The 11,676-nt window shown below is 73.2% G+C and carries 11 protein-coding genes and 1 pseudogene; 5 read left to right on the top strand and 7 right to left on the bottom strand.

The genetic code is table 11. The features are described 5' to 3' along the window. The coding region (locus tag AB0E77_RS12880; protein ID WP_361569228.1) for a hypothetical protein at positions 1-1,429 on the top strand (1,429 nt) is incomplete at its 5' end. On the opposite strand, the gene AB0E77_RS12875 is transcribed toward AB0E77_RS12880, so the two are convergent. The 3 genes from AB0E77_RS12875 to AB0E77_RS12865 form a co-directional block, all read right to left on the bottom strand. Continuing rightward, entirely contained in the window at positions 1,389-3,524 is a 2,136-nt protein-coding gene (locus tag AB0E77_RS12875) for an ATP-binding protein (RefSeq protein ID WP_361569226.1), read from the bottom strand. The two genes, AB0E77_RS12880 and AB0E77_RS12875, sit on opposite strands and share 41 nt — an antisense overlap. 207 nt (positions 3,525-3,731) lie before the next feature. After that, positions 3,732-4,799, bottom strand: coding sequence for an enoyl-CoA hydratase/isomerase family protein (locus AB0E77_RS12870; RefSeq protein ID WP_361569224.1), 1,068 nt, complete (start codon positions 4,797-4,799; stop codon positions 3,732-3,734). A gap of 155 nt (positions 4,800-4,954) precedes the next feature. Continuing rightward, a complete protein-coding gene (locus AB0E77_RS12865) occupies positions 4,955-5,185 on the bottom strand; it encodes a hypothetical protein (protein ID WP_361569223.1) in 231 nt (76 codons plus the stop codon). A 131-nt stretch (positions 5,186-5,316) separates the two neighbouring features. On the opposite strand from AB0E77_RS12865, the gene AB0E77_RS12860 reads away from it, so the two are divergent. Together AB0E77_RS12860 and AB0E77_RS12855 are read left to right on the top strand one after the other, a co-directional pair. After that, entirely contained in the window at positions 5,317-5,493 is a 177-nt protein-coding gene (locus AB0E77_RS12860; RefSeq protein WP_361569222.1) for a hypothetical protein, read from the top strand. A gap of 88 nt (positions 5,494-5,581) precedes the next feature. After that, positions 5,582-6,343 (top strand): maleylpyruvate isomerase family mycothiol-dependent enzyme, encoded by a 762-nt coding sequence (locus AB0E77_RS12855; protein WP_361569221.1) that lies wholly within the window; start codon positions 5,582-5,584, stop codon positions 6,341-6,343. 69 nt (positions 6,344-6,412) lie between these two features. Here the strand turns inward: AB0E77_RS12855 and AB0E77_RS12850 are convergent, their stop codons facing one another. Beyond that, complete coding sequence (locus tag AB0E77_RS12850; protein ID WP_361569322.1) at positions 6,413-7,342, bottom strand: 2-dehydropantoate 2-reductase; 930 nt, start codon at positions 7,340-7,342, stop codon at positions 6,413-6,415. A 302-nt stretch (positions 7,343-7,644) separates the two neighbouring features. Continuing rightward, positions 7,645-7,875 (bottom strand): annotated as a pseudogene (locus AB0E77_RS12845) (1,4-beta-xylanase); the annotation flags it as partial. A 193-nt stretch (positions 7,876-8,068) separates the two neighbouring features. Between AB0E77_RS12845 and AB0E77_RS12840 the strand changes: the two are divergent. Continuing rightward, positions 8,069-8,248 carry a hypothetical protein gene (locus tag AB0E77_RS12840; RefSeq protein WP_361569220.1) on the top strand — a complete coding sequence of 60 codons (180 nt, stop codon included), beginning with the start codon at positions 8,069-8,071 and terminating at the stop codon, positions 8,246-8,248. Positions 8,249-8,270: 22 nt separating this feature from the next. On the opposite strand, the gene AB0E77_RS12835 is transcribed toward AB0E77_RS12840, so the two are convergent. Together AB0E77_RS12835 and AB0E77_RS12830 are read right to left on the bottom strand one after the other, a co-directional pair. Beyond that, on the bottom strand, positions 8,271-9,119 hold the full coding sequence (locus AB0E77_RS12835) for a helix-turn-helix domain-containing protein (RefSeq protein WP_361569218.1): 849 nt from the start codon (positions 9,117-9,119) through the stop codon (positions 8,271-8,273). Positions 9,120-9,142: 23 nt separating this feature from the next. After that, positions 9,143-9,952 carry an alpha/beta hydrolase gene (locus AB0E77_RS12830; protein ID WP_361569217.1) on the bottom strand — a complete coding sequence of 270 codons (810 nt, stop codon included), beginning with the start codon at positions 9,950-9,952 and terminating at the stop codon, positions 9,143-9,145. 425 nt (positions 9,953-10,377) lie between these two features. Here AB0E77_RS12830 and AB0E77_RS12825 point away from each other — a divergent pair, with 425 nt between their 5' ends. Then, on the top strand, positions 10,378-11,649 hold the full coding sequence (locus AB0E77_RS12825; RefSeq protein ID WP_361569215.1) for an amidohydrolase family protein: 1,272 nt from the start codon (positions 10,378-10,380) through the stop codon (positions 11,647-11,649). Positions 11,650-11,676: the final 27 nt, after the last annotated feature.

Here is an 11,676-nt window from a genome sequence, read left to right as displayed (position 1 = left end):
CGCCGGGAGCCGGGAGCCGGGAGCCGGGAGCCGGGAGCCGGGAGCCGGGAGCCGGGAGCCGGGAGCCGGGAGCCGGGAGCCGGGAGCCGGGAGCCGGGAGCCGACCTTCGGTTTGTCTCCGGAGTGGCTCCTCGCGGACGGCAAACCCTTCGTCGACGGCCTCGTGCTGTCCCACCCCGAACAGGTCGAACGGCTGCGCCGTGTCTGCCCCGAGGCGCTGGAGGCCTCGGTGGTGGCCGGCGACCCCTGCTTCGACCGCATGCTCGCCGCCCGTGACCACCGGGCCCGCTTCCGCCGCGCGTTGGGGGTGCGGGACGGCCAGCGGCTCGTGGTGCTGAGCTCCACCTGGAACCCCGAGGGGCTCTTCGGCAGCGCCGACCGGGACCTGCTGCCGAGCCTCCTGCCGCGGCTGGCCGCCGAGTTGCCGGCCGACGAGTACCGGGTGGCCGCCGTGCTGCACCCCAACATCTGGTACGGGCACGGCCCGGGCCAGATCCGCGCCTGGCTGGACGAGGCGTGCCGGCGTGGCCTGGCCCTGGTGGATCCCCTCCGCGACTGGCGTCAGGCGATCCTGGCGGCCGACGCCGTGGTCGGGGACTTCGGTTCGGTGTCCTACTACGCGGCGGCGCTGGACGTACCGGTGCTCGTCGCAGCCGACGGGCACGCCAAGCTGGACCCCGCGACACCGCTCGCGTCCTTCGTCCGGCAGGCCCCGCGCCTGGATCCGCACCGCTCCTTGCCCGGCCAGGTGGAGCGACTGCTGGCGGCCGCACGTCCGCAGGCGGATACGGCGGACGGAGTCACCTCGGTTCCGGGCGCTGCGGCGACGCTGCTGCGCCGGCACTTCTACCGCCTGCTGCATCTGCCCGAACCGCCCACCCCCGCACTGCTGGAACGCCTGCCGCTGCCCGCCTACGATCCCCCGCGCCGTACGGCCCCGCTCCGGGTGAGGACACGCGTCGACGGGGCCACCGTGGAGATCGAGCGGTCCTCCGTGGTCTCCTACGCGGCCGAGGGCGACGTGCACACGACGGTGCACGAGGACACCCGGGACCCCGCCGCCCTGGAGACGGCCGACCTGATCGTGCGGGACGGACAGCCGGACGACCCCCGCCTGGGCGGCTGGCAGGGGTGGACGGCCGAGGTGCTGCGCAGACACCGCCAGTGCGCCATGGCGGTCTTCGTGACCGGCCCCGACACGTGCACCGTGCTGACCCGCGCGGACGAGGTGTTCCGGCTCTCCGCGGGGACCGGCGCGGACCTCGATCCGGCCGCGTACGCCTCGTCGTTGTACTCGTGGCTCTCGACCGGCGGCCGCGTGCCCCGCGAGGGCGTCGTGCTCGGGGTGCGCGCCGCCGGCCGCGTTCATCCGGTGTGCGTGGAGCCGCTCACCGGGCGGCGGCCTCGCAGCGCTCCCGCAGAACGGTGAGGTACCGGCGGTGCGGTACGGCTTCCGGTGCGAGCCGGCGTTCGGCCTCGGCGATCCGCGTCAGCGCCTCGGTGTGCCGGCCGGCGCCGTGCAGGGCCTCGGCCAGGTCCGTCAGGGCCCGTGCCGTGTTGTAGTCCTCGCCCTGCTGCTCGAAGAAGTCGATCGCGGCCCCCAGAAGGCCCTCCGCCTCCTCCAGCCGGCCCATGCCGCCCAGGGCGCGCCCTCGATGCCGTTCCACCAGGGCGAGGGCGCGCGGGAGGTCGTCGGCGCCTTCCTGGCCGAAAGTGATCTGCGCGTAGACGGCCTTGGCCTCGGTGAACCGATCGTAGGCGGCCGCGTGGTCCCACTGGTAGAGCCGCAGCAGGCCGAGCATCTCGACCGCGGAGGCCTCGCCGCGCAGATGCCCCGCCGCCCTCTCGCACTCCACCGCGGTGAGCGCCGCGCGCTCGGCCTCCTCCCTGTGCCCCAACTGGTCCAGGCAGTGCGCCAACTGGAAGTACAGGGCGCCGGCCATGCGGGTGCGGGGCTGGTGGGTGTCGGCGGTGCGCACGGCGACCCGCAGGGCGGGCAGCACGTCGTCCCAGTGGCCCGCCTTCAGTTGCAGCGGCCACAGGGCGCGGGCCAGCCGCAGCGCCGTGGTGGTGTGGCCGTACTCGTCGGCCAGGACGACGGCTCGGACGAGGTTGCCCGCGTCGGCGGTCAGGGCCCGCAGGCCCGCGGCCTCGTCCGGGTACGGGGCACCGTCCCGGGGTGCCGGTTCGGTGCGCCAGCTCTGCGGGAGGGCGGCGTGCGCGGCGTGCAGGGCGCGGTGCAGTACGGCGTCGAGACCGCGGCCGACGGCGGCCGAGCACTCGGCGACACCGAGTTCCGGACCCGCGGTGTCCGCGAGGTACCGGCGTACCTCGGGCCGGAACCGGTACCGCTCGTCGGCCAGGGCGTCCAGCAGTTGGACGTCGGCCGCTTCCGCGAGCATCCCGGCGGCCTCCTCCGGGGTCACGCTCGCGACGGCCGCGGCCAGAGGCGCGTCGAGGTGTGCCCATGCCCCCAGTGCCGCCAGCCGGCACAGGCGGGCCGTCGGCGGCCGCAGCAGCCCGGTGGCGTGCCGGGCGGCCTCGCGGACGGGATCGGGATCGGCGGCATCGGGGCCGGGCGGCGCCGGCAGCGGGTCGTCCTGCCGGCCGGCCTGCAATTGCATCGCCACGGCGTTGAGGGCGAACGGGTTGCCGGCGCACCGGCTCAGCACCTGCGGCATGCGGGCCCTCACCCGGGCGGCCTTCTCCCGCCCCGCCAGCTCCCGCAGCATGCGCATCGCGTGGCGGTCGCTGAGCGGCTCGACCGCGACGCGTTCCGCGTCCAGCGCGAAGGGCTGTCCGGAGACGACCACCAGCAGGAAGACACCGGGCGTCGAGGGGACGAGGCCGCGGACCTGGGCGAGTGACGTCGCATGGTCGACCACGACCAGGGCCCGGCGGCCCGCCGTGAGGCGCCGGTAGAGCTCTTCCCGGCCGGCCTCCGTGGCGGGGAGGTCGCCGGGTGCGTCGACCATCTGCCGCAGCAGGCGCGACAGGACCGCGCCAGGCCCCGGCCCGCCGTCCGTCGCGGTGTCCCGCAGGTCGACGTAGAACTGGCCGTCGGGAAAGCGGTCGTGGTGCTCGGCGCCCAGGCGCAGCGCCGTGGCGGTCGTGCCGATGCCGGGCGGCCCGTGGAGCAGGGCGACCCGCGGCCGTCCGTCGGTGGGCCGGTTCGCCTCCCTGGCCAACTGCCTCAGCGCCTTCTCCCTGTTGGTGAAACAGCGCGGGGCGGGTGGCAGGCCGCTCCCCCGCGACATCACCGGCGCCCCCGGCTGCCCGTGGGTGCGCAGCAGCACGGCCCACTCACCGGCCAGCCGTGCGTCCTGCGACAGCCGTGTGTGCACGAGCCCGGCCAGTGCCGTCCGTTCGTCCGCGTCCGACGGCAGCGGCGTCCGACGCCCTGTGGTCCTTCTCACCAATGTGCCGGTCGACAGCAGGAGTTGCTTGCCCATCTCGCCCGCGGCACCGTTGCCCACGGACATGAGAAACGCGGTCAGTGCGCTGAGCGCCACAACCTCCAGCACGTCGCCCCCTCCTGCTCCCCGCTCCCGGCCTGGTCGCGGCCCTGGCCGGACTGTATCCCCGCGTCGGCGGCCCGGGGAAACATTTGAGTCGGCCGACGTGGGTCCGCTCGCGGGGCCGACGGAGGACGCGGCCACCGCCGGGAACGCCCGCGGACCGGTCTGGCCGGCCGGAGGGACGCGCCTGAGCGCGGCACGCCACGGCCGTGCTCACCCGGCGGCCGCCTCGCCGGCGCCGGATGCGCCGGCCAGGCCGAGTTCGCGTGCGCCGAGGGGCGTGAAGAAGCGCTCGACGTCCGCGTCGGTGACCTCACCGAGCGCCGCCGGTGACCAGCGCGGGGCGCGGTCCTTGTCGACGACCTGGGCGCGGATGCCCTCCACCAGGTCGGGGCTGTCCAGGCAGGCGCAGGAGACGCGGTACTCCTGGTCGAGGACCCGCTCCAGCGTGCCGAGTCGGCGTGCGCGGCGCACGGCCTCCAGGGTGACCTTCAGCGAGGTCGGTGACCTGGTGAGCAGGACCTCGGCGGTCTCCTTGGCGGCCGTGTCCCCGTGGGCGAGGAGCCGCCGGACGATGTCCTCGGCCGTGCCGGCCGAGAAGCAGGCGTCGATCCAGTCCCGCCGGCCGGCGAGCTCTCCCGGCGGCGCCTGCCGGGCATGCCGGGCGACGGCGTCGCGCACGGGCTGCTCGGCGAGGTCGTCGACGAAGCCCTGAAGGGCGTCAGACGGCACGTAGTGGTCGGCGAGACCGCACAGGAGCACGTCCCCGGCGCCGATCTGCGCGCCCGTCAGCGCGAGATGGGTGCCCAGTTCCCCGGGCGCCAGGCCGAGCAGACGGGTGCCGCCGACGTCCGGGACGAAGCCGATGCCCGTCTCCGGCATGGCGACCCTGGACCGCTCGGTGACGACGCGGACGCTGCCGTGCGCGGAGACACCGACACCGCCGCCCATGACGATGCCGTCCATGACCGCGACATAGGGCTTGGGGTAGCGGGCGATACGCGCGTTGAGGTGGTACTCGTCGCGCCAGAACGCGGCCGAGGCGGTGCCGCCGCCCGCCCGGACGTCGTCGTGCACGGCGCGGATGTCACCGCCCGCGCACAGACCGCGCTCCCCCGCGCCCGTGATGACGACGGTCGCGACGGCCGGGTCGCGCTCCCACTCCGTGAGCGCCTCGTCGATGCGGAGCACCATGTCGTGGGTGAGGGCGTTCAGGGCCCTCGGACGGTTGAGGACGATGTGGGCGGCGTGGCCGCTCGTGCGGAACAGGACGTCGTTCATCGCGACGCCCCCGTCAGTCCACGGGTCACGGTGACACGCATGATCTCGCCGGTTCCTTCCAGGATCTGGTGGACGTCCAGGTCGTGGACGGTCTTCTCGACACCGTACTCGCCGCAGTGGTGGCACGGCCCAGCCGGTCGACGAGCACCAGCCGGTCAGGGGCACCGGGTACCCGTGATGTGATCGTCTCGGCCGCGCAGTGCCCGCCCGCGGCTGCCGGGCGCGATCCCGGTGACCCGGGGCGGGTGGAGCGTCCCCGCCACAGGCCGGGCTGCGGCGTCCAGCTGAGCGAGGTGCAGGTCGAGCAGCTCGCGGCTGGAGATCTCGCGGCGTTCCGGGGCCTGGAGCTGGACGTGGGCGGGCCGGCCGGTGAGGTCGTCGGTCATACGGAGACCCTCTCGAGCCGGGGGCTCCTTCCGGCCGGCGGGCGTGACCGAGCAACCGAGAGAGGGCGTGCGATCCCGCCGGGGCCGTAAGAGGGCTCCGCGGGCACGGGGCGGCACGGCATGCCCGGCGCATGGCCCGGACGAGCGTCCACGCCTCCGCCGCGACGGACGGCCACGAGGTGGCGATCGCACACCCGCGTGACCTGCTCGTGCGGCCGGCACTGTCGATGGCCGTGCGGACCGGATTCGGGACGGCCTGCCGCGATGACGGCATCGACGCGTACCCGCCACAGGAGGACGAGCCGTGACGAGGGCAGTGCAGCTCGCGCGTACTCCCGCGGCCGACGGTACGGAATGGGGATGCGGTCGGCCCGACCGGGGTGATAGGCAAGCGAGGTGACAGAGAGTCTTGAGTATTCCGCCCTGCTGCGACTGATCGACGAGCGGTCGGCCGCGTTCCGGAGTGCGGTTGCCGCCGCGCCCGGCCTTGACGTGCCCGTGCCGTCCTGCCCCGAGTGGACGCTGTTCGATCTGGTGCGGCACCTGGGTACGGGCCAGCGCTGGTGGGCCGCGATCGTCGCCGCGGGCCCGGCCGAGGCTCCGCCGGCCAAGGACGCCGCGGAGGTGCCGGGCGAGCTCGAGGCGCTGCTGTCCTGGTACGCCGAGTCGAACGAGCTGCTGCTGAATGCGCTGCGCGAGGCCGGCCCGGAGCGCGGCTGCTGGGCGTGGTGGGCCGCCGGCGTGTCGCCGGCGAACGCCTGGGGCGTTGCCCGGCGCCGGGTGCACGAGGTGCTGGTGCACACCTACGACGCCCAGCTCGCCGCAGGCGCCGTACAGCCGATGCCGGCGGACGTCGCGCTCGACGGCGTGGCCGAGTTCCTCGACACGTGCAACTCCACCCCGGCGGCCTGGCCGCACGAGGCCGCCAGGATCCACTACCACGCCACCGAGGGCCGCTCCTGGCAGCTCACGCTGGACGACACCGGCGCCTGGCCCGCACCCCTCACCGACGATGCCCCGCCCGCCTCCGCTTCGGCCACGGGCACGGCCGAGCAGTTGCTCCTCTTCGTCTGGGGCCGCCTCACGCTGAGCGACCTGAAGACCGAGGGCGACCGGCGGGTCTTCGAGCAGCTGATCGCCTGGGAACCCGAGGAGTAGCCCGGCACCGCCGGGGAACGGCCGGCACGGACCTGTACGGCTCCGGCTCGGAGCTCCTCTCCGCGCCGGTCAGGAGTCGGCCGGCCGGCCCAGGACGTACGGTGCGAGGATGTCGGCCACCGTGCGGTTGCGCGGCGCCGGGACGCCCAGTCGGTCGGCGAGGTCCGCCACTCCCCCGCTGAGCCAGGGCAGTTCGAGCCGGTTGCCCTTTTCCAGGTCGTTGTGCATGGAGGAGGTCATGTCGGCGGGAAGGGTGTCGCAGAAGTCGAGTCGGTCCTGGGCGAAGCCGCTGTCCAGCCGCACTCCCGACGCCTGCGCCACGGCCACCGTCTCGGCCATCACGTCGTACAGGAGGCGTCGGCTCCGTTCGTCTGCTCGGACGACGCCGATGGGCCGGCGGACGGTCGCCGTGGTCGCCGACAGGCCCACGAGGAACACGAACTTCTCCCAGATCACCCTCTCGATGTCGTCGCTCGCCTCGGCGTCGATCCCCGCGTCGCGGAAGGCGGCGAGTACGTCCCGGCCGGTCGTCGCCGAGCCGGATCCGTAGGGGCCGAGCACGACCCTCTGCAGGGCTCCGTTGTGCCTGACCACGCCGGGTTCCTCGATGAAGGCGGAGATGAAGCACACACCGCCCAGGACCTGTTCGTCCGTGAGCGAGCCGCGCAGGACGGCGTCCTTGTGCACCCCGTTCTGCAGGGACAGCACGGGCGCCTTGTGCGCCGCCGAGGACCGGAGCTGCCCGGCGACGGCCTCGGTGTCCCACAGCTTGACGGCGACGAGTACCAGGTCGGTCGGGCCGAGCTCCGAGATGCTCGACACGACCGAGTCGGGCGAGGTGCGCAACGCGCCCAGCGGACTGTGCACGAGCAGGCCCGACCGGCGGATGGCCTCGAGGTGCCGGCCTCGCGCCACGAAGGTGACCTCGTTCCCCGCGGCCGCCAACCGGGCTCCGAAGTAACCCCCGACGCCACCGGCCCCGATCACCGCGATGCGCATGGCCACGCCCCCACTCCCCTGTCGGCCGTCCGGATCATGGCCATGAAACCACGAAAGCCGTGGGGCGGGTGCGCCGCGCGGCCACCGGTGCGGACGCGTCCGAGCGGGTCGGCGTGCCCTCCCCCGCGGCTTCGGCGGCCCGACGGCAGCACGGGGGCCGGCGGCGGCGCTTGCGGGGGCACCTCGGCACCTCCGCTGCCGCAGGCGTCGGCGACGGCGAGCAGGAGGGCCCCGCGTAGGCGGTGTCCTGGTCGCTCTCGCGGACAAGACCCGGGCCGGAGAAGTGCGGCGTAGCCGACGCGCTCGCGGTTCGCGATCGTCGTGTACGTCGAGTCGCCCAGCCGGCCCGGGGCGATGGCGGTGCCGAAGTAGCGGCCGCTCTGCGCCGCCGCGGCGCCGAGCGCGCTCTCAGCGGCGTGCGCGGTCGGCGCGACCGGTGCGGCGACGACACCGAGGGCGCCGATGACCAGCGCCGACAGTAAGCCGCGCATCGTCCGGTGGACAGCGGCTCCGGGAAGGGCGTAGAAGCCCATGACTGTGCCTCGCGACGGCGCCTACGACGACCTCGTCGCCCAGCGCTCCCGGGCTCTGAACGAGCCGCGCCCCTTCGGGCCGGCTACGCTCCGACCTTGCGGAGAGGTCGGTGCGCGCTGATGATCACCGCCGCGGCCACCCACCGGCCTTGCGGTCGCGGATCGTGGTGGAGGGTGCCGAGGGCCCTCGATCATGGAGGTGTCGCGCCGGCTGCGCGTCACTCCGGACACGGTCCGCACCTGGCGGCGCTTCCTCGAACGCGTCATCGTCAGGACGCTCGAGGAGAAACCGAACAACGCCACTCACCGGTCGGCCAGGTCGATGGCAGCGGCCGCGGGGATGCCGCCGGGAGCTCACTTCGCCGGAGCCTGATGAACCGGAGACGTCGACGGTGTCAGGTCCGCGAACGCGTCGGCCACGCGACGTCATCGATGGCGAGCCACGGCGCATCAGCTATGGCGGTGGGTGTCACCCCGGTGAACGCTTTGACCTCGCGGTGGAGGTGGGCCTGGTCGGCGTAGCCGCTGGTGGCCGCCACCTGGGCGGCGGCGTTACCCGCCGCGAGGAGATGGGCGGCGTGGTCGAAGCGCACCAGCCGGGCGGCATGCTTGGGCGTGAGGCCGATCTGGGACCGGAAGCGGGACCACAGGCGCTTACGGCTCCATCCCACCTCGCTCGCCAGGTTGTCGACGCGCACCCGTCCCCGGTTGGTGAGCATCAGCCACCAGGCAGCGGCCACCTCTGGATCGGGCGACGGGCGGGCGCTCATCCGTCGGCCGAGGGCGTCCGCTGCGATCGTGAACCGCGCGTCCCACGACGTGGCGGCCCGCAGCCTTTCCTCGGTTCGCCCGGCGTCGCGGCCCCAGACATCGTCCAGGGAGACCACCGTCCCGCTGAGGTCGGTCGATGCGCCGAACACCGCAACCGCCAGGGCCGGCGACAACCGGATCTGGAGGCACTCGATCCCTCCAGCCGCCCGGCCTCCGAGCCGAAGGTCGCCGGGTACCAGTCCAACGACCGTGCTGCCGCATTGGCGCCGGCCGTGGGCGTCGTAGACAAGGCTGTCTGCGTCGCTCAGGTCTACGAACAGAGTGACCGAGGGGTGCGCGACCATAGCGATATCAACGCGCACCGGGGCACGTTGGCGGAACCCGGCCATGCAGACCCCGGGCAGCCGAGCCGGTTGCCGGGGCACGGCGACCTCCACCGACGCCCAGTCAGGTGGTGATTCGGCGGACTTCACAGCACCAGGCTAGGCGATGGGTGTCAGCGGCCCGTCGCTGCGAAGCGCAGCAGCAACTCCCCGGTCGCCTCCGGCGCTTCGAGCATGGGGAAGTGCCCGATGTCGGGCAGCTGATCGACTCGCGCGTTCGGCACCATGTCGTAGTGGTGCGCCGAAGACGGATCCCATCGGGGGTCGGCAGCGCCGAAGATCACCAGAACCGGGACCTCGAGTGCGGTCAGGCGCGCGGGCAGGCTCTTCTCGGCGATGTACGCGCCGTTCTGGCGCAGCACCGTCCTGAACGTGCGGTAGTCGATGCCCCGTACGTCGGCGACCAGGTCGTCCGGGACGTCCACCGGGCGGTTGCACACTGCGGTCACCCCCCGGCGGAGCATCGCGTCGGAACGGACTTTCCACAGAAGCGGGCCGAACGGCGGGTCGATCAGGACCCGAAGGAGGACGGGCTGCGGAAGGAGCGCGTCGGGACTCGGACCACTGCTGATCAGCGCGAGCGAACCCACCAGGTCCGGGCGCTGTTCGGCGAGGGCGGTGGCGATGTATCCGCCGCTGGAGTGCCCGGCCACGGTGACCGGACGAAGGCCGAGCTCATCGAGCGCCGCGGCCAGGCAGGCTGCTTGCTCAGGCACGTCGTACGACGGCGCGGGCGGGGACTGACCGTGGCCCGGGAGGTCGATCCGGACGACGTGATACCGGCTGGCCAGTGCCGGCACTACCGGACCCCAGGAGCTGCCCGAGGCTCCCGATCCGTGAATGAGCAGTATCGGCGGCGCCTCCCGCGGGCCGTCGTGGACCACGTGCATCCCGTGCGCGTGCTTACCGTCGTAGATAGCCATGCCCGGGAGGATGCCGGGGCTGCCGGCCCTCGGTCTTGTACAAATGTCGTGGCTCTGGGGCGGCCGGCGTAGGAGCCCGACTGCAGCAGATGATGCCGCCCGGCATGGCGGCGGTGAGGACTCCGGCGAGGTCGAGGTAGCACGTCGCGAGGCCGACGTCCGAGGAGAACAGCGAACTGGACGCGGCCGCGTTGAGGTGCATCGGGGGAATTTCGGGGGTGGGGGCGGTTCCGCGACAGGCGGGGCCGGTGGCGAGGGGCCGCGGAGAACGGCCCTCGTCCTCTCCTGCTGGGCCGGACGGGTGGGAGGAGAGACCGCCGTGACCTTGCAGGGAAGGGATGCGTGCGCGGGAACGGCCAAATTCCGTCCGGGCCGGAACGGCAGCGTGCCGGGGTCTGCCACCCGCTTTGGGAGAAAGGGCTGTGATGAGCACTCTGTTGACCGGTGCGACTGTGTGGGACGGTCTGGACGATACGCCTGCCGGGGTCCGTGACATCCTGGTCGAGGACGGCAGGATCGCCAGGATCGAGGCGAAGATCCCCGCGCCGGAGGGCGCCGAGGTGATCGACCTGACCGGGCACACGGTGACCCCCGGCTTCATGGACTGTCACACCCACGTCACCATCACCCCGGACATCACCGGAGCCCTCGGCCGCTCGGCGACGGCGACCGCGCTGGCCTCGCTCCCGGTCCTGAGGACGTTGTTGCACAACGGGTTCACCACGATCCGGGACCTGACCGGTGCCGACCCCGGCTACAGCACCCTCGACCTGCGGGACGCGGTCGCCGCAGGGCTGATCGAAGGGCCGCGCATGCTGGTGGCCCCCCACCTGATCTCCGCGCGCGGCGGGCACGGCGACTTCTCCACCATCGTGGGCGACCAGTACCAGGGCCTGCCGCGGCTGATGGAACTGGCCGCCGCCGACGGCTGCGACGAGATCCGCACCCGGGTCCGCACCGAGATCCGCGCCGGCGCCGACTGGATCAAGTTCGGTGCCACCGGAGGGTTCTCCAGCCCCTCCGACGATCCCACCCGGACGACCTACACCCAGGACGAGATGGACACCCTCGTCTCCACCGCCCGGGACCTCGGCCGCTCCTCGACGCCCCACTGCTACGGGGACGAGGGCGTGCGCCGGGCGGTGCGAGCCGGGGTACGCAGCATCGAGCACGGGAACCTCGCCACCGCCGAGACCCTGCAGATGATGATTGACAAGGGCGTCTACCTGGTGCCCACCCAGTTCACCGTCCTGGACGACGCCCGCCACGCCGACGACGACGCCTTCTGGGAAGGCCAGCCCCTCTACAAGCGCCGCAAGTTCCAGATCCACCAGAAGGCGCTGCTGGACGGTGCGGAGCACGTCGCGGCATCCGACATCAAGATCGCTTTCGGTACCGACGCCGGCATGTTCCCACATGCGGAGAACTGGAAGGAGTTCCCCACCATGGTCTCCACCGGCATCACTCCCGTCCGCGCGCTGAAAGCGGCGACCAGCGTCGCCGCCGAACTGCTAGAAATCGACGACCTCGGCGTACTCGCGCCCGGCAAGATCGCCGACATCATCGCCATGCCCGGCGATCCCTTCACCGACATCGACGTCACCGGCAAGGTCGACTTCGTCATGAAGGACGGCACCGTTCACAAGCGCATGCCCGCGCATGTTCCCACAGCGGACTCGCAGGAACAGGCCGGGTAACCCTCGCCCCACCGGGGTGCGCCGCCC

Source organism: Streptomyces sp. NPDC032940, assembly GCF_040636935.1.
Lineage (GTDB): Bacteria > Actinomycetota > Actinomycetes > Streptomycetales > Streptomycetaceae > Streptomyces.
Note: the sequence above shows the minus strand (reverse complement) of the source record. Positions and strands in the feature narration are given on the sequence as shown.

Bases quoted from the DNA above. Each gene is read 5' to 3' on its own strand.
- AB0E77_RS12850 (WP_361569322.1), bottom strand. From the start codon at position 7,342: ATGCGCATCGCGGTGATCGGGGCCGGTGGCGTCGGGGGTTACTTCGGA.
- AB0E77_RS12860 (WP_361569222.1), top strand. From the start codon at position 5,317: ATGGCCCGGACGAGCGTCCACGCCTCCGCCGCGACGGACGGCCACGAG.
- AB0E77_RS12865 (WP_361569223.1), bottom strand. From the start codon at position 5,185: ATGACCGACGACCTCACCGGCCGGCCCGCCCACGTCCAGCTCCAGGCC.
- AB0E77_RS12870 (WP_361569224.1), bottom strand. From the start codon at position 4,799: ATGAACGACGTCCTGTTCCGCACGAGCGGCCACGCCGCCCACATCGTC.
- AB0E77_RS12840 (WP_361569220.1), top strand. From the start codon at position 8,069: ATGGAGGTGTCGCGCCGGCTGCGCGTCACTCCGGACACGGTCCGCACC.
- AB0E77_RS12825 (WP_361569215.1), top strand. From the start codon at position 10,378: ATGAGCACTCTGTTGACCGGTGCGACTGTGTGGGACGGTCTGGACGAT.
- AB0E77_RS12830 (WP_361569217.1), bottom strand. From the start codon at position 9,952: ATGGCTATCTACGACGGTAAGCACGCGCACGGGATGCACGTGGTCCAC.